The 16,626-nt window shown below is 56.6% G+C and carries 18 protein-coding genes; 8 read left to right on the forward strand and 10 right to left on the reverse strand.

All coding sequences use genetic code 11. The features are described 5' to 3' along the window. Positions 1–5: 5 nt before the first annotated feature. Both SynMVIR181_RS01645 and SynMVIR181_RS01650 read right to left on the reverse strand, forming a co-directional pair. Complete coding sequence (locus SynMVIR181_RS01645; RefSeq protein ID WP_186589768.1) at positions 6–3,206, reverse strand: DUF3769 domain-containing protein; 3,201 nt, start codon at positions 3,204–3,206, stop codon at positions 6–8. Positions 3,207–3,299: 93 nt separating this feature from the next. Beyond that, entirely contained in the window at positions 3,300–3,419 is a 120-nt protein-coding gene (locus tag SynMVIR181_RS01650) for a photosystem II reaction center protein I (protein ID WP_006042333.1), read from the reverse strand. Positions 3,420–3,480: 61 nt separating this feature from the next. On the opposite strand from SynMVIR181_RS01650, the gene SynMVIR181_RS01655 reads away from it, so the two are divergent. Then, entirely contained in the window at positions 3,481–6,486 is a 3,006-nt protein-coding gene (locus SynMVIR181_RS01655) for an alpha-mannosidase (RefSeq protein WP_186589769.1), read from the forward strand. Here SynMVIR181_RS01655 and psbN read toward each other — a convergent pair. Beyond that, a complete protein-coding gene (psbN, locus tag SynMVIR181_RS01660) occupies positions 6,474–6,614 on the reverse strand; it encodes a photosystem II reaction center protein PsbN (RefSeq protein ID WP_006853681.1) in 141 nt (46 codons plus the stop codon). The genes SynMVIR181_RS01655 and psbN overlap by 13 nt on opposite strands. 86 nt (positions 6,615–6,700) lie before the next feature. Here psbN and psbH point away from each other — a divergent pair, with 86 nt between their 5' ends. Genes psbH through SynMVIR181_RS01680 form a run of 4 tightly spaced genes read left to right on the forward strand, consistent with a single transcriptional unit; the run spans position 6,701 to position 8,080 of the window. Next, a complete protein-coding gene (psbH, locus tag SynMVIR181_RS01665) occupies positions 6,701–6,907 on the forward strand; it encodes a photosystem II reaction center phosphoprotein PsbH (protein ID WP_006853680.1) in 207 nt (68 codons plus the stop codon). A 9-nt stretch (positions 6,908–6,916) separates the two neighbouring features. Beyond that, positions 6,917–7,195 (forward strand): TatA/E family twin arginine-targeting protein translocase, encoded by a 279-nt coding sequence (locus tag SynMVIR181_RS01670; RefSeq protein WP_186589770.1) that lies wholly within the window; start codon positions 6,917–6,919, stop codon positions 7,193–7,195. 4 nt (positions 7,196–7,199) lie between these two features. Continuing rightward, positions 7,200–7,823 carry an aminoacyl-tRNA hydrolase gene (gene pth, locus SynMVIR181_RS01675; protein WP_186524489.1) on the forward strand — a complete coding sequence of 208 codons (624 nt, stop codon included), beginning with the start codon at positions 7,200–7,202 and terminating at the stop codon, positions 7,821–7,823. Next, on the forward strand, positions 7,823–8,080 hold the full coding sequence (locus SynMVIR181_RS01680) for a DUF3146 family protein (RefSeq protein WP_006853677.1): 258 nt from the start codon (positions 7,823–7,825) through the stop codon (positions 8,078–8,080). The genes pth and SynMVIR181_RS01680 overlap by 1 nt, the downstream gene beginning before the upstream one ends. On the opposite strand, the gene SynMVIR181_RS01685 is transcribed toward SynMVIR181_RS01680, so the two are convergent. The 4 genes from SynMVIR181_RS01685 to rph form a co-directional block, all read right to left on the reverse strand. Then, positions 8,058–8,510: a resolvase gene (locus SynMVIR181_RS01685; protein WP_186589771.1), complete on the reverse strand. Its 453-nt coding sequence runs from the start codon at positions 8,508–8,510 to the stop codon at positions 8,058–8,060. The genes SynMVIR181_RS01680 and SynMVIR181_RS01685 overlap by 23 nt on opposite strands. Then, the gene (locus SynMVIR181_RS01690; protein ID WP_186589772.1) at positions 8,507–9,637 is read right to left on the reverse strand and encodes a DUF3084 domain-containing protein; all 1,131 of its coding nucleotides are present in this window, start codon (positions 9,635–9,637) and stop codon (positions 8,507–8,509) included. Before SynMVIR181_RS01690 ends, SynMVIR181_RS01685 begins: the two co-directional genes overlap by 4 nt. A 51-nt stretch (positions 9,638–9,688) precedes the next feature. Continuing rightward, positions 9,689–10,423: a global nitrogen regulator NtcA gene (ntcA, locus tag SynMVIR181_RS01695; RefSeq protein ID WP_186524492.1), complete on the reverse strand. Its 735-nt coding sequence runs from the start codon at positions 10,421–10,423 to the stop codon at positions 9,689–9,691. Between the two features lie 77 nt (positions 10,424–10,500). Beyond that, the gene (rph, locus tag SynMVIR181_RS01700) at positions 10,501–11,226 is read right to left on the reverse strand and encodes a ribonuclease PH (protein WP_186589773.1); all 726 of its coding nucleotides are present in this window, start codon (positions 11,224–11,226) and stop codon (positions 10,501–10,503) included. Between the two features lie 134 nt (positions 11,227–11,360). Between rph and SynMVIR181_RS01705 the strand changes: the two genes are divergently transcribed. Both SynMVIR181_RS01705 and dcd read left to right on the forward strand, forming a co-directional pair. Further along, the gene (locus SynMVIR181_RS01705; RefSeq protein ID WP_186524494.1) at positions 11,361–11,969 is read left to right on the forward strand and encodes a cob(I)yrinic acid a,c-diamide adenosyltransferase; all 609 of its coding nucleotides are present in this window, start codon (positions 11,361–11,363) and stop codon (positions 11,967–11,969) included. After that, positions 11,969–12,562, forward strand: a complete 594-nt coding sequence (gene dcd, locus SynMVIR181_RS01710; protein ID WP_186589774.1) for a dCTP deaminase — start codon at positions 11,969–11,971, stop codon at positions 12,560–12,562. Before SynMVIR181_RS01705 ends, dcd begins: the two co-directional genes overlap by 1 nt. Before the next feature lie 46 nt (positions 12,563–12,608). On the opposite strand, the gene thyX is transcribed toward dcd, so the two are convergent. Further along, positions 12,609–13,334 carry an FAD-dependent thymidylate synthase gene (gene thyX / locus SynMVIR181_RS01715; RefSeq protein WP_186589775.1) on the reverse strand — a complete coding sequence of 242 codons (726 nt, stop codon included), beginning with the start codon at positions 13,332–13,334 and terminating at the stop codon, positions 12,609–12,611. Positions 13,335–13,368: 34 nt separating this feature from the next. After that, positions 13,369–13,914 carry a thioredoxin domain-containing protein gene (locus SynMVIR181_RS01720; protein WP_186589776.1) on the reverse strand — a complete coding sequence of 182 codons (546 nt, stop codon included), beginning with the start codon at positions 13,912–13,914 and terminating at the stop codon, positions 13,369–13,371. Between the two features lie 142 nt (positions 13,915–14,056). Between SynMVIR181_RS01720 and SynMVIR181_RS01725 the strand changes: the two genes are divergently transcribed. Beyond that, complete coding sequence (locus tag SynMVIR181_RS01725) at positions 14,057–14,554, forward strand: hypothetical protein (protein WP_186589777.1); 498 nt, start codon at positions 14,057–14,059, stop codon at positions 14,552–14,554. Here the strand turns inward: SynMVIR181_RS01725 and SynMVIR181_RS01730 are convergent. Next, positions 14,510–16,603 carry a lytic transglycosylase domain-containing protein gene (locus tag SynMVIR181_RS01730; RefSeq protein WP_186589778.1) on the reverse strand — a complete coding sequence of 698 codons (2,094 nt, stop codon included), beginning with the start codon at positions 16,601–16,603 and terminating at the stop codon, positions 14,510–14,512. The genes SynMVIR181_RS01725 and SynMVIR181_RS01730 overlap by 45 nt on opposite strands. Positions 16,604–16,626: the final 23 nt, after the last annotated feature.

Raw genomic sequence — 16,626 nt, forward strand, 5'->3', positions numbered from 1 at the left:
AGAGATTAAAAGGGGCGGCTGTCGAGCTCGTTTGATGGGTTGTAAGGGACGAAAGGCACTCCAGTTCCCGTGAAGTTGAAATCATTCAGGCGGAATCTGAATCCGCCTACCCCTTGATAGGGATTGAAGTAGAAGCCAAAGTCATAAGAGCGGCGCTGCCAGCGCAGTTCAATGTTGGAATTGATCACATCGCCATAAAATTCTGAAGCGGGATCAATATTTAAGCCTATGCCTGCATTAATAATCAAAGGCCCTGCAATCTGTTGTGTTATGCCAAGTCCCAAAGTTCCCAGGTCAATGGCTTGGTCAAAGCTGAATGGACTGGAGCCTTGTTTAAGAGTTCCCCCTCCAGTGATAGACAGCCGGGTGTAATCAAGGAAAGGTTTGCTAAATGTACCCAAGGTGAGAGTGGGTCCACCACTGAGGCTAATGGTGGTTTGACGTTCGCCATCGCCGTAGGCAGCTAAGAGTGTGTTGATGTTGGTGTTGAAGGCCAAGCCTGGAACGATGGCAACCGGGGAGTAGCGATAGGCCGCTTGAGGCGTTAAAGCTACATGTTGACCACGCCAGATTGGATAACTACTGTTTAGAGAACCGTAAAAGTTCGCTCGCCATAAATCGGTGAGATTTTCACTTTCAAATTGTTCGGCTTGATAATTTCCAGCTCCGATGCGCCAGATATAGTTGTTGGTTAGCTTTGCGACGTTGAAAGCTCCTCTTTGTTCGAGGAAGCTGCCGAAGGCGGAGTAAACATCAGTCTCTCCTAATGATCCGTTATAAGCGCGATATCGATAGGCAGAAAATGCTCTTACTTTGGCTTCGCCGATCCAGGGGAGATTAACGCTTTTCCTTAATTCGCCCCAAAAGCGACTCCCATTCATGAAATTGGCAGGATTGAAAGTACTTATATCAGCATTAGCTTCAGCTTCCCACCCCCAGATCTTGCTGGTTAACTCTGCCTCTAATCCGAAAACATCACTAGCATTTAGCGGTTGACTTACAGTGCCACTAGCAATCGAGCTGCCAGGCTCTACGTAGCTATTTGTTTTTCCATTGATGGCTCGTTGTAAAAGGATTTGTGGTTGAAGGCTCAGCAGAGTGTTTTTGCTTAGTTCGAACGGCTTGATATCCCGTCCAACGAAAAAGCCATCTCGATCTTCGTTGTCGATCCCGAATACCCAACGATTTTCAACTTCTTCCTCTTTTGTGATGCGTTGCGTCCGGCTTACTGGGATAGGGAGGCGTTCCTCCACGATCAATCGATTGCGTTGGCTCTCAATCAGGATGTCCCCATTGGGTTGCTCTTTAGCGATGACATCTTCGGCATCAATTCTTGTTTGAGCAGGTGTAAATGGATCATTCGTAAAACCCATCCGTTTGGCTTTCCAGCCGTCAGGTGAGATTGAAACCTGTGATGCTTGAATTCGCCATCGGCTGATTGAGCCAGAGATCAGCGGAGTACTGCCGAGGTTATTGAGCTGAGACGGTCCAGCTCCACCAAATTGATTGCTTTCTCTAACTGCATTGTTGTTAATTCCTCCAGGCACTCCAAATCGTCGTTCAATCGTGAGAGTTTGTTGGAACTGAATGCTGTCGACTCTTTGATCGATCATGGCGATCGCTTGTACGCGCAACTCCTCCTGTTCACGTGGAGACATCTCTGAGTAACGCGACTGAGCAAGCGGTTGAACGGGCTGCACTACTTGCTTCCCGCCAGTGCCGAGGGTGATTTCTTCGAGCTTCTCGTTCAGCGTGAGCAGGGGCGGTCGGGTGGCGCGATCAGGATCTGGGCAGCCCAAAGGAGGCGGCACATCGGCGATTTGGGTTGAAATGGGATCTTCGCCCCAGCGGTAGCGCAAACCGAGGAGGTAAGCATTGCTTCCTTCTTTCACTCCGCTGTAGGTGCCAAACGCTCCGGAGCGATGGTGAATCCTTCCGACTAATGAAAGCTGATCAGAGACTGAGGCTTCGAGCTCGAAGGCCAAGTAGTTCAGCAGCTGGGTGTAGTTCTCCCGATATGTGCGTTCGTAGTTACTCACCGAGGAGTTGAAACTGATTCCTTCCACAAACCCAAAGCTCAGCCAAGGCTGCAGCCAGAGTCGTGCCCCAAGGCCAACGATCGCTTCTCCAAACAGTTGATCAGGCGTGTCGGCATTGGGCACAGCCTGGTTGAAGGGTCCACCAGGTTGTTTGAACGCCTGATGGCCGAATAAATCGGCCTCCAATTCAAGAGCAAAAGGTCCAGCGCGCCAAATCCGCTTTTGCATGCTCACCCCCAGGAGATATTCCTCGCGCATTCGCCCGTTGAACAGAAAGGTGTCTCCAAAATTGGAGTCAATCATCTGCCCGCCCCATGCGGTCACGGCCCATGGGTGGGGGTGCCAGTCGGGGATCGGTGGAAGCGGCACCGGGCAGGCCATGTCGGAATCTGTTGACGTTGATGCGCTGATTTCCGTCGCAGGTTCCGGGACTTCCCAGGTGGGAGTTGGCGCAAGCTCTGTATCCCAGATGCTGTCTCCGCTCGGCTGATCGCTGATCTGTCCCGCGGTTCTGCCACCCAACTCCATAGCAAGAGCGGTTGGGAAGCCAAGGCCTGAGCTCTCGAGGACAGGAAGGGTCTGCTTGGTCGGTGGTTCGACAGCCTGGGGTGAGGATTGGAAGCCTGCGGACAGCTCATCGAGTTCAAGAACGCCGTAAACGTCTTCTAATTCTCCGCTGTTTTGGATCAGGCTGTAGCGGAAGGTGCTTGCCTGGAAGTACTGCGACCCACGACGTAGTCGCACGCTTCCACGAGCAAACAAGGTGTTGAAGTTGCTGTCAAATTCGACTCGATCGGCCTGAAGCATGCCTCCACGGAGTTGAGCTTGAACATTGCCTTCAGCAACAAAAAGCCCTCGGCGCGCATCAAACGATTGCCGGTCAGCCTTGAGATCAATTTCTTCTGGAGGCTTGGCGTTGGAGGGTTGGCTTGTTTCTGCAGAGTCCTGAGGATTTGCCGTGGGACTGGGAAGAACGACTGGCTCTACGTCGATCGGTACCGGACCAGCTTCAGAGAAAGAATGATCAGTACTTTCTAACTCCGCCTCAACTGTCTCGATCTTTTCGAGAGAGGAGCCCACACTCTGAGAGTGGACAGGAGCCCCTGTCAGCGCAGCGGCAACAGCCAGTGATCCTGCGATCCTGGTGATGGGGCTAAACGCCGACAAAAGAAATCAGCAATGGCAAGCGATCCTGCCATGTGCAAAGGCTTTTAAACGTGAGGTCGAACCAGTGCTCGGCGTGACCCTGTTACGTAGGACTCAATCTTCGAGATCTTTCCGGCTGGGTGTGCGGCTTGGGTCGCTGGCTAGGAAGCCAAAGACAAAGATGCCGAGAAAGAAAAAGACGACGGAATAAACCGAAATCTTGAGGGCAAGCATGGCAACCGACCGGCGTCTGAAATTTGATCGCCATCCTATGGCGGAATGATGGAATAACACGATGGAGAAGCCTCTGCAAGCCCCGGGATCGGAGTGGATTGAAACGTTTCGATGTCGGAGTCGCGTTGATCTGCACCCTGGCTGGTGGCGACGTGGTGATCAGGAACGGCGGCCGGTACTGGCTGAACCCTGGGGACGACACCACCGTCCCGATTGGGCTGAACGCGGACTTTTAATTTGGCCGCGAGGTGGCAACTGGTTGCACCTCGAGCAGACCCTCGTCTGTCCAAAATCCTGGACGCAGGCCAGCGCGTCCTGTGAACGACTGGTGTTGAGCTGGTGGGCCGATGCCGTGCGCCTCCGCGTTGATGGGGTCCTGGTGCATGAGGGCGACCTCTTCGATACCCGCTGCCGTTGGCTCCTCCCTGAGGATTGGAGGAGAGGTGAGGGCCTGCGGATCCAGCTGGAGTTGCGCAGTCCTTGTCATGACGATGGAGCTCTCATTCAGAGCGCTCTCGTCCAGGAACCTCTGATCGCTCACTGCGACCCGGATCGGGCGTTGCTCCCTGAAGCCTTGGAGCTGTCCTTGGCAAGAGGAGAGTCGCTTCCGGATGCTGTGTTGTCTTGCGACCCGATGGCATCAGAGGCCATTGCCTTGGTTGATCGTCACTTGGTGGCCTGCCCTAAGCCAGTGGGTGCGGTGCATTGGCTGGGCCATGCCCACCTTGACCTCGCCTGGCTTTGGCCTGTGGCTGATACCTGGCAAGCGGCGGAACGCACCTTTTGCTCTGCTCTCGATCTGATGGAGCGTTATCCGGAGCTGCACTTTGCGCACTCCACCCCTGCTCTTTATGCCTGGGTGGAACGCCATCGCCCGGCCTTGCATGCACGGATTCAGCAGGCCAGCCGTGAGGGTCGCTGGGAGCCGATCAATGGCCCTTGGGTCGAAACCGATTGCGTTCTGGTGAGTACCGCCTCCCTGTCGCGTCAGTTCAGTCTTGGACAGGAGGACAGCCAGAGGCGTTTCCCCGAATGGCGGCATGACTTGGCTTGGCTGCCTGACAGTTTTGGGTTCGCCGCCGGACTTCCCGCTGTGGCGGCTGCCAACGGAGTGCGCTGGTTCTGCACGCACAAACTGGCCTGGAATGCCACCAACCGCTTCCCCCATCGGTTGTTTCGCTGGCGAAGCCGCGGAGGAGCGGAGGTCTTAGCGCTGATGCTGCCTGGAATCGGCACCGATGGCGATCCTGTCGCGATCGCAACAGAGCAGCGCGATTTCCAATCTGCCACTGGGGTGGAGCAGGCGATCTGGCTCCCAGGGGTTGGCGATCATGGTGGCGGTCCCACTGCCGAGATGCTGGAACAGCTAAGGCTTTGGGACGGACAGCCGCAGGCTGTGACCCAGCAGCCCGGAACGCTGCGCGCTTATCTCGATCACCTAGAGCCTTGGTGCTCCACCTTGCCGGTCTGGCGCGATGAGCTGTATCTCGAGCTACATCGGGGTTGCGCGACCAGTCGGCCTGATCAGAAGCGTCACAATCGCAGTTTGGAGCGGCTTCTTCGAGAAGCTGAGCTTGCGGCTGCCTTGCTTGGGCCTCGGGCGAAGGCTCTGATGCCCAGCCACGAGCAGGCCAGCGATTGGCGACCTCTGCTGTTCCAACAATTTCATGACATCCTCCCGGGCACATCGATCCCGGAGGTGTTTGAACAGGCTGAACCGATCTGGCGTGATGCTCGCCGCCGTGCGGCCCGTGGCCGAGATCAGCTGTTAGGCCATCTGTTCTCATCGCATCAAGACGGTTTGGTGTCCGATCCCCATCGCTCCCACTGGACCTGGTGCGGCTTGCAGCCCCTTGCGCACTGGTCACCGTTGTTGCGCTTGCCTCAAGGGCATTGGTCCAGCGCTGGGCAACTCCTCCCTGAGCAGGCTGCTCCTTCCGGTGGTGTTTGGGTGCAACTGCCTTGTTGCGAAGGCGTTTGCGCGCTTCCGCTGCAGCGCAGCCATGCGCCTCTGGGGTCGGCCTTGCCCGTGCGCCACCCCGTGAGTGTGGAGGTGTTGTCGTCGGGGGTATGGAGGCTGAGCAATGGTGTGGTGTCTGCGGATGTGAGCGCCCATGGGCTGATTCAGCTGCACGACGCAAATGGTGTGCCACAGCTCAGCGAACCCATGCGATTGCTGCGCTTTTCCGATCGAGGGGAGTTTTGGGACGCTTGGGATTTGGCCGCTGATTACCGCCAACATCCGCTGCCGATGGCCGAAAACTGGTCGGCGGAATTCGTGGAGTCGGGCCCTCTGACAGCGCGGATCGTGCTGCGCACGGTTGCTGGATTGAGCAAGGTCCGCTTGGACCTCTTGCTGCAGGCCGATTCGCCTTGGATCGAGGCCCAGCTCAGTGTCTACTGGCAGCAGACCCATGAATTGTTGCGGCTGGAATTGCCGTTAAAGAGCCCTGCTGTGCGTTGGGCTGCTGATACGAGTGGTGGAGTGATCGAGCGACCAGCACAAGCCTTCACTCCTTTTGAACAAGAGCGTTGGGAAGTGCCTGTGATCTCCTGGCTGGCTGCAGAAGCAGAAGCTCCCGGGGGTGGGTTGGCTGTCTTGCTGGATGGTCCTCAAGGTGTCGATGCCAGCGCGAACCATCTGGGAGTGTCCCTGCTTCGAGGTCCAACCTGGCCTGACCCTTCAGCCGATCATGGATGGCACCGACACCGGTTGGCCTTTATGCCAGCGATGTTGGGTTGGAACCGCAGTGGTGTGGCCCAGGCCGCGATTCGATTCAGGGAGCCCGGATGGATGGGACCTGTTGCGCTGGATCAGCGTTGGCAAGGGCTTCCCGCTTTGCCCATCGGCCTGGTGCCGATTTCAATCCGATCAGCGCAGGGTGATGGGCAAAGCGATAAGGCGGTTCAAATTGAGTTGCTCAATCCAGGACCAGCGCGTCAGCGTTGGTGCCCGGGGAGCGATTGGAGGCTGAGCTGCGCCAAGTCCAGCGACCGGAAGACCGTCTGGGAGGTGCACCCTGGCGAGCTCACCACCTTGCTACTGGAGAACGTTCAATCCTCGTGATCATCAAATGGGTCGTCGAGATTTTTAGATGGAGGACCAAAGGCTGTGTAGACCCCCAATCCTGTTAACCCGAGCAGGGCTGCCAGCACGGCAATCGCCACTGACATAGCCGGGGACGAACTTTCCATCACAACTCTCCACAGGATCGACGCCTTTACGGGTCGGAGCCCCTACAGTATCGAGACTTAATTCCACCCGAGACTTCAGCGCTGCCATGGCTCAACGCACCCGTCTGGGCGATTTGCTCCGCCCCCTGAATTCGGAATACGGCAAGGTTGTTCCTGGCTGGGGAACAACACCAGTGATGGGCATTTTCATGGCCCTGTTCCTTGTGTTTCTGTTGATCATTCTTCAGCTGTACAACAAGTCACTGATCCTTGAAGGCATCAATGTCAACTGGAATGGCTTGGGTCTGGGCTGACATCAGGTCATGAATGTTTTCGGCATTGGTCTGCCAGAGATGGCCGTCATCGCGGCGGTCGCTCTCTTGGTGTTTGGGCCTAAAAGGCTTCCTGAGTTCGGCCGTACCCTCGGGAAAACACTCAAAGGGTTTCAGTCGGCCTCAAAGGAGTTCGAACGTGAAATCAATAAGGCCATGGCTGACCCCGAACCCGAAGGGGATCAGGCCAAGGCTCTAGAAGCACCAGCTGAGACTGTTGTAACTCCAGTGGTTTCTCCAAAATCAGAGCCAACATCCCCCTCCGATTGAGTCGATGAATCGCGGTGATCTCCGCTTAGTGGTGGGGTTGGGGAACCCGGGCAATCGCTATGCCAACACACGACATAACGTTGGCTTTATGGCCTTAGAACGCCTGGCTTCTCGGGAGGGCGGAGGCTTTCGTTCTATGCCCAAGCTCCAAGGTCAGCTTGCTGATCTGGGTGTGGGGGACAAGAGATTGCGGTTGTTGATGCCCCAAACGTTCATGAACGACAGCGGGCGCTCGATTCGGGCAGCATTGGATTGGTTTGGGTTTGAGCTGCATCAGCTCTTGGTCCTCGTTGATGACATGGATCTGCCGCTTGGCCGTTTGCGTTTGCGGGCCCGTGGCTCTGCTGGTGGCCATAACGGTCTTAAAAGCACCATTCAGCATCTCGGTACGCAGGATTTCGCGCGCCTGCGGATTGGAATCGGTGCACCCGGACAAAATCCCAGTGAGCGCAAGGCACGAACGGTGTCGCACGTGCTCGGAAGTTTCAGTCGTGACGAAGAGCCCCTGCTCGACAAGGTTCTGTTGGAGGTCGTGGATGGTTTGGAAAGGATTCAGCGGCAGGGTCTCGATCTTGCAGGGAATCACATCAATGGGCTTCAGCTGGCTCCCACCAACACCGAGGCGTGATGGCAGCGCTACCCGTTACCACCGCCCATCTGCGGGTTCAACGCCAGAGTTTTGCGGATCAATGTTTGGAAGGAGACGTCCAGGCTGGAGGCTTCAATTGGCAGTTCAGCTGGTTTTTTGACCGTGGCGAACTGAGTGTGGAGCCCTCCCTGGGGCGAGCCTTGATTCAAGACGCGCTTCTTCGTTTTCTTGTGAAATCTGACTATGACCTTGAGCCGGGAGGGGATTACACCTTCACCGTGAGGGCGCGTTTTTGAGGGGATCGGGACCTGGCCATTGCAAAGACCGACCTAAATAATGTTCGAGGATGACGAGCGCGGCGATGGCGTCGAGATCGCCAGATGGGATGCGCAGGCCTAAAGGAAGCAAGCGTTTCCAGCCCCGTGCAGGCCACAACTGCCAGTAACGCGCCCTGGCTCGCAAGGTAGTCCCGGTTTCGTCCACGACGCGGACCTTCAGGCTTGCGGGAAGTTGGTGTTGCCAGATCGTGCTGCTGGTGCCGTCACCGATGACCAGCTCAGCAATCTGATCGTCCTCCCCCTGAGCATCCACCATCCAGGATCGAAGCTGATCAAGCACCTCAGCGCTGGGTATCACCATGCCTTGAAGCACGGTGTTCGTGGCGATGTCTGCTAACAGCAGCCCACATTTACTTCGGCCGGGATCTAGCGCTATGACGCGTGTCATTGGCTAAGGCGCAACTGGATGGCGATCGGATCTGCCGTTTCGCTGCGTCGTAAAGCGACTGCTTCGAGCGCTGCGAGTCCTCCGTTGCGATCGATCAGTTCTTGGCCAAGCGCATTGATTTCATTGCCATCAAACTGCAACCCCTTGCTGAGCGAACCGCGTCGTTGCACCTCGGCCAATGTGGAGGCAAGGAGAAGATTTAGTCGGTTGCGAACGGCTTCAGGGTTGCGTTCATTGCTCGCCAGGGTGGTGCGGGCCAAGACCTCTCCCTCCCTTGTCACGGTGACATTGGGAAGCACTTCAGGGAAGGCGTACACAACGGTTTCTCCGAGCAGCACATTGGCGGCTGAACGGATATTCACAACCCAGGTGCCAGGTTTGCGAATCGTTTGCTCCAAGCGCTGGATGTCAGGCCGCGGAACCAGCAAAATTTGCCTTTCCGCTGGTTGGCCAGGGAGCACTTGTTGATAGGCCTGAAGATTGGCGTCACGCAATAACTGATCGATGACCGTTTTTGCTTGATCGGGACGTTCGAGCTTCAGGGTCACGGTGGCAAGTGGCTGACCGCTGCTAATGGCGACGTTTCCGCGCCGCAGCGCCAAGAGCGTGTCCTCTAGTTGATTGAGTTCTTTCTCTCCACTGCGAATTTGCGTGCGCACGGCCGAGAGTTCCTGCTCGGTGCGTTGGATCTCCACATCTTTCGCATTCACGTCTTGGCTCAATCGTTGCCGCTCGGCTTCCAAGGATCGGGTTTGTTCCTGGAGGGGCTTCAGGGTGCGACGCAGTTCTGCCGCTCGTTGTTGTGCCGTTGTGAGCTCCTTGCCGGCTTGCCTCTGAGCGCTTTTGCTTGTCTTGAGGTCGGCGCGACTGCTCCGCAATTTGGCTTCGAGAGCATTGAGTTCAAACAGGCCCACCCTGAGCTGCCGACTCACTAACAGCAAGAGTCCAAGTGAAAGCGCACTAATCAGGCTGCCCGTTAAAACCGTGATCACCACGGCCGTGCGCTTGGGACGCAGTCCAAGCAAGCTCAGCCGAGCTTTCCCCACACGAGAACCAAGGCGGTCTCCCAGGGTTGAGAGCACGCCTCCAAGGACTAGCAGAGCAAGAAGTAGGAACCAGCCGGTCACGGTGAACGAAGGATCAGAGTTCGGACGGGAGTTCCATCTTCACCTGCATGGTCAGCTGAACCGTTTAGCGAGAGCGATTGGATCGAGAACAGTGATCTTTTTGCGATCGATATCCACCAGGCTCGATGACTTGAGATCACCCAGGAGACGCGTGATGGTAACGCGCGTGGAACCGATGGCTTCGGCGATGGCTTGGTGTGAGAGGCGTAGGTCAATGGTGATGCCCCGTTGACCAGGAACTCCAAAATCTCGACAGAGCACCAACAGAAAACTCACCAGCCGAGATGACATGTCTCGATGGGTGAGGGTTTCGATCATCGTTTCGGTCTGGAGAATCCTGCTGGATAGACCCTGCAGTAACAGCAAGCCCACACTGGTGTCAGCTTCGATGGCCTGCCTCACAGATGTGGCTGGAGCCGTGACCATTTCCACTCTTGTGAAAGCGATCGAGTGATAAAAACGATCGGAGCGGTGACCTGTCAGTAACGACAGAACGCCAAACAAACTGTTTTCTCGTAAGAGGGCAACCGTGATTTCTTCGCCAGATTCATAAACCCTGGAGAGGCGGACGGCTCCGCGACGAATCAGGTACACCTTTTCTGCAGGGTCACCGGGGAAAAAGATGGTTTTCCCACGTTCCACCATTTCCGAGTTGGCACCATCGAGTCCCCGAATGACATCTTGAAGCGTGCGGCTGGAAGGAACCGCGGGACTTCCGAAGCTCGAGCCCGCCGGGCGCATTGTTGGTGGTGCGTAGCGGCTGAAGCCGCGGCTGACCTCAGCCATGGTCCCTACTCGTATGTCGGGATGCTATGGATCAGCCCCTCCTGTTCATGTAGCAAGGAACACGAAACTCGGCATTTTCACCTACTGGAGAGAGCTAAATTCTGATCGTGCATGATCTGCTTGAGGCCAGGCTCGGCGAGGTCTAGTAGGTCATTGAGCTGCTGACGGCTAAAAGGAGCTCCTTCGGCAGTGCCCTGCAGTTCCAGCAAATGCCCTGCTCCGTTCATCACAACGTTGAGATCCACATCGGCTTGGCTGTCTTCGCTGTAGTCGAGATCGAGAAGGGGGCGTTTGTGAATCACCCCAACGGAGACGGCGGCCACTTGGGATTGGACGGGGTTGGTGTTGAGAATTCCTTGTTGAACCAGTCGCTCACAGGCGCGTTGAAGCGCGACCCAAGATCCGCTGATCGCAGCGGTGCGGGTGCCTGCATCCGCCTGAATCACATCGCAATCGATTCTCAACGTGTTCTCGCCGAGAGCTTCCATGTTGATCGCTGCGCGCAGGCTGCGGCCAATCAGGCGCTGAATCTCCTGGGTGCGTCCGCTCAATTTGAGCAGTTCTCTGTTTTGTCGCTCTGGAGTGGATCCAGGCAGAAGTCGGTATTCGGCGCTGAGCCACCCCTGGCCTTGATCTTTGCGCCAGCGAGGCACACCTTCTTGATGGCAAACGCTGCAAAGAACAGCGGTGCGTCCGCTGTGGATGATCACTGAACTCAGGGCAAATCCCATGGGATCCCAGCTGATCGAAAAGGGGCGAAGCTCGCCCGGCTGACGTCCGTCATTGCGAGAGGTGTCGGTCATGAGCCCAGGGTGTGGAGGTTCTTTGAGCCTGCCAGTTGGCTCGGCACACCATGGATGGTGTCAAAGCACTTGTGTCTTGCACTTTCACCGCTAGATTCATCCACATCCGGATTTGCCGGACATCGGCGAATGTGATGACCGTCAGCCTCAGCCCTACCCATCATTCTCGTGAGTCGCGGACTGTTGACCACAGGACTCTTGAGCAAGCAGGGCTTCGAAGACTTCCCTCTGTAGAGGTTCGTCCACCCCTGCATTTGGTGGCTCCAGAAGGTCAGCTTCAGGTGCATACCGCCTCATTTCGGGGGAGTTTTTCTGGTGTGCTGAGCCAGGCGCTGCGGACGGCAGGCCTGGGTAGCAATGTTTTGATCGCTCAGTTCCTCAAGGGTGGAGTGGGCCAAGGTCCCCAGAGCAGCCTCACCCTGTGCGATCGGCTCCGATGGTTGCGGCCTTCCGTGACGGAATGCCTTTCAGATCCTGCTGCTAGCCGCGATGACGAGGTCAAAGAGGCTGTTCAGTCGGTCTGGGAGATCTGCAAAACCCATCTTCTAGAGGGCACGTTGGACCAACTCGTGCTGGATGAGATTGGCTTGGCGATCGAGCTTGGCTATTTGAGCCATGAGGATGTTTTGTCGGTGTTAGAGCAAAGGCCATCAGCCATGGATGTGATCGTGACCGGGCCTGCGATCCCTGCAGAGATGATGGAGATGGCTGATCAAGTCACGGAATTGCGTCGAGGTTTCTAATGCTTAAAAACGATCGCTGGATTACGGATCAGGCTGGGGCAGGCATGCTCGAGCCTTTTCAAAATGGCTTAGTGCGCCACTTGGATCCGGATCAACGCAAGAGTCCGGTTCTTAGTTTTGGCTGCTCGTCGTATGGCTACGACTTGAGGCTCTCGCCTAAGGAGTTTTTGATCTTTCGCCATGTCCCTGGCACGATCATGAATCCCAAGCGATTCAACCCTGACAACCTTGAATCCACGCCCATTCATCATGATGAGGATGGGGACTATTTCATCCTTCCAGCACATTCGTATGGCCTCGGTGTTGCCCTTGAAAAGATGCGGGTGCCGCCCAACATCACGGTTATTTGTCTTGGCAAGAGCACCTATGCCCGTTTAGGCATCATTGTGAATACCACTCCAGCAGAGGCTGGCTGGGAGGGACATCTCACCCTGGAATTTAGTAACAGTTCTGGAGCTGATTGTCGTATTTATGCCGATGAGGGGATCTGCCAGTTGTTGTTTTTTGAAGGTGATCCTTGTGAGACCACCTACAGCGACCGACAAGGTAAATATCAGCATCAGCCAGAGCGAGTGACGCTAGCCAAGGTCTGAACGTCAGCGCATGATTGCTTCCTGAAAAGTGCTTCCTAAGTATTCATTAGGGAGCGAGCCGGGCCTTATGCAGTCTTGTTTTTTCGTACCAGCCTGCAAATTCTGGAGTCCAAGCCTTGAGATGGGGCCACATCAGATCGCAGAGCTCGCGGATTTCTTGCTGAGCATCGAGCTTGGCGCGTAGATCCATGAAATGCAGGAAGGCTCTGAGCGTGAAGCTCACCACAAAATGTTGCCTGTAATCGAAGGGGAGAATGCCGCGGGCATGTTCTTCTGCAAAGCCGGCCTGAAGCAATTCCTGATACCGATCGGCGCTGATTTTGCAGTGGTTTAGATCTTTTTGGCGTTCAGCCTCGCTGTAGAGGTATTTCTTGCCCTTGCGGTCGCTGTACTCACCAACGGGACGCAGATAAAACACCTCTTCGAGATCGAGTTTTCCCTGTGCCGCCCGACAGATGCGCTCGCCTGTGTAGCGCATGGATTGCACATCAAAACTGACGCCCACCCGGTGCGTCCGTGCCTGTTGCATCACGGAATGCGGAAACCAGCCCACGTTCAACACAATCTGGGCATGCTCCATGGGTCCGTAATGTCCCCGTTCTCCGGCTAGGAGGCGTTTGACGCAGATTTCGCCTGCTTTGGTTTCATCTGGCCATTGCTCGCGGTCGGCCGCGACGAAGCCCTCGCTGTAGTCCTGGTGCATTCCCACATACACGCACTGTTGCGGATTCGGGGTTGCGGCGATCAGGTCAACTCGAAAACGAGAGTCCATTGGTGTCGTCTGCGCTGAACTGTTCATGCTTTGTCTAGCTGTGGCTGCGGGGCCCTGGGCTTGAAACTGTCTCGGCAGGGGGCACGCTGCTGGTGGAACCAACGCCCGCAAGCTGAGGTAAAGGCGCATTGTCAATCAATGCAACCGCTAGTGATTCCAACTCGTCAGCTGTTCTCGCTCCAAGCGAACGGCCGCGCATCACGCCGTCGGCTGAAAATAAATTGAGCTGTGGAATCCCTGTGACGTCGTATTGATCGGTCAAATCCAGCCAGCGTGGGTTGTCGATATTCACCAAAACAACGTCGAGTTGATCGGCGTGATTCTGTTCCGTTTGAAGCATCGCGGGTGCCATGGCTTGGCAGGCCTCACACCAATCGGCGTAAAACTCCAGCACGGTGGGCCGGGAGTTGGTGAGGGCCACCTCAGGATCCAGGGATTGTCTGGCCAGCTGATCGAGAGGCGCTTCCTGATTGAGACCATTGCGCAGCAAAAATAATCCAGCAGCAAGGACCAGTGCAGTGATCAGAAGCAACCCCTTTTGCAAGGGGGTCAGGGTGGCGGGGGCGGAACTGCCGGTCATCCCGGGAAGACTTGATTGGTTTCACTTTGGCAGGCTGATGCGTGTGTTGTTGCTAGCGTTTAAAAGCCAATTCTGTTGTTGGGATCTGCTGTCTCGCTGATGTCATCAGTGATTTCATCGGTCGACCGTTGGCTGCTTGCTGATGTCTTTTTTTCGTTTTTTGGTCCTACCGCTGCGGGCCCCCCTGCTGCTTTTGCTCTTTGCTGTTGCTGTTTTCCTTGGCCACCATTGGTCGATTGAGAGCGAGTACTTAATTGCTCTGCAGAACGTGTCGCCCCGCTTGTTCTGGACGGTAGAGATCGTTCAATCGCTGGTGATCGTGCTCTTCTGCACGATGCCTGATCTTTTGCTTCGCCAACTGTCGTTATTGATGGCCTCCAGTCGGGTGCTCAGCCTGATTTCGACCCTGCTGCTGGTGATCGTGGTGGGGCTTTATGTGCTCAGTTTGAGCTTGCTGTCAGATGTGCTGATCTTGGCTTCTGCCACCTTGCTGGCCCGTTTGGACCTCACCCGGATCAAGGTGATGCCTCCGCCTCAGGTCATGGCCTTGGGCTTGGGGGCGCTGGTGCTTGTGGGCATCTGGTTGGGGCAGGATCTACCGAACCCCTTGGCTTCCGCTGTCGCAGCGGTCGCGTCCTGATCCGAGATAGGCCCAAAGATTGCCCAGTACTTTTTTTGTGTAAAGGCGCGTTTCTGGATAGGGGATGCGCTCCACCCATAATTCTGGATCTTTCTCCAGAAGGGGAGTGACCCATTGGCTGGTGGCTCCAGGCCCGGCGTTGTAGCTCGCAATCGCCAGCACAATGTTGCCCTGCCATTGCTCCAGCAATTGCGCGAGGTAGCGCGCTCCGAGCTTGGCATTGCGGGTTGGCTCGCGTAGCTCATCGCTACTCAGGGTGCCGCCGGCCAGTTCTTCCGCCGTCGCTGGCATCAGTTGCAGCAACCCGATCGCCCCGACGGGTGAGCTCACGCCTGGGGAGAAGCGAGATTCCTGTTTGGCGATGGCCATGAGGAGTTCCCTTCGTACCGCCTCTGATTGGGATGCGGTCTCAAACACCTCCGGGAGCAGATGCGGATGCTGGCTGCGGTGCAGGAGCTGTTGCTCTTCGCAGGTTTGATTCACCAATCTCAAGCTGGCGCGCCAAAGACGACTCAGACCCGTCCATGCGTCGCCGACGGCAATGCGAAGGCGACCTTCGACGAGCTTTTGCTCTGGATTGGATGGCTGATCGGATCGGGGCTGTTGGTTTCTCCAGGTTTCCCATGCTTCCTGGGTTTGGCCGAGTCGCCAGAGACGATCCACGAATGGATCGCCACTTTTTAATGGCTCCCAGTGCGATGGAAACGCCTCGCCAAGGGCTGCAGAGCGAGAGGCTGATGCTTGATTGAGATCTGGAAGATCTCCCCGTCCCAATCGCACCTCGGCGCGCCAGGTGTAATAACTCCTCGGATGGGTTTTGACCAACGTTTCCCAGACGTTTAGGGCTTGCGCTGTTTGGTCTTGCTTCGCCAGTGCGAGCCCCAGCCAGAACTGCTGCCTCGCGGCTAGAGGTTCAGGAAGATCTGAGTGTGGAATGGCGTTCAGCAGTGCTTCTGCCGTTGTCCATTGATCGTTTAGAAGGGCTTTGCGGGCCAAGTCCCACTGCAGTTGCCAGGCCGCTGGGTTGGTAGGCCAGCGCTTCAGAATGGCCATGGCATTCGATGCGTCACCGTTCGCCCCGTCACCAAGCCGCACCCGGGCTGCTGCAACATCAGCGGAGCGTTGTTGCAAAGATTGCGGCAGCGGGTCCAACAGAGCGGGATCTGGTTTTAGCGGCTCGCTTAGTAGCGCTGCTGCCTTGAGCGCCGCCGGATCGTCTGGGTTGCTGATGGCGAGATTGAGCAAGTGCTGCTTTCCACGCTCTTGCTGTTCAGCGCTGCCTCGGAGCAGGACCCGACCAATCGCCAAGCCGCTGGCTGGAGTGGTAGGCGTGCCTTGGAGGCAGGCTTCCGCTGCACGGCCATCCCCAAGGGTCGCGAGTGCTTGCGCAAGCGTGAGTCGATCGTCTTGATTCAAGCCATCGCCGCTGATCCTGTTGCAGGCTTCCCTGAGCTGCGTAGCAGCCCCTGGCCAACGGGCCCCCCAGCGGGCCAGATGCAAGGCGGCGATGGCTTGCTTAGGAGAATCCGTTTTGGTTTCTGCTGCTGCCGCTAAGGCGGCTGGGTGGCCAGGTTGTTGCCGGAAAAGATCTGCGTGAAGCCTTGGGTTGGCTTGCCCGAGCTGATAACGCGCATCGGCACTGGCCGCACTGTCAGGGAAGCGTTGAAGCAAGTCCTGCCAACGTTTCTTTTCCTCTGACGGACGCCCGAGCTTGGCTGCGTTTAACGCCTGCTGTTTCAGCGTGACAGCAGCGAGGGGATCGTTGCCCCAGCCCTGATTGGCCAGCAACCGCTGGGATCTCTCCGCTGAATCGGTGCTGCGCGCTGCGAGCAAGAGAGCGGCTTCTCTCCGTTCCTTGGGATTGATCGACCAGCGGTAACGCGTCCAGAGATCAGCGCTTGAAAGGGATGGTGTGATTGGAGTGTGCAGGCGGCGCATGACCGTCTGTCCGCCGAGGACGAGTGCAACGGTGAGGAGCGGAGTTCCAGCGAGAAGCAGAAGGCCACGGGAGTGTTGAGCGGTCAAGCCTCGGCCGGAAACTGATGGCATTCTGTTCCCAGCGCACGGCATTG

It is taken from the genome of Synechococcus sp. MVIR-18-1, assembly GCF_014279835.1.
GTDB lineage: Bacteria > Cyanobacteriota > Cyanobacteriia > PCC-6307 > Cyanobiaceae > Synechococcus_C.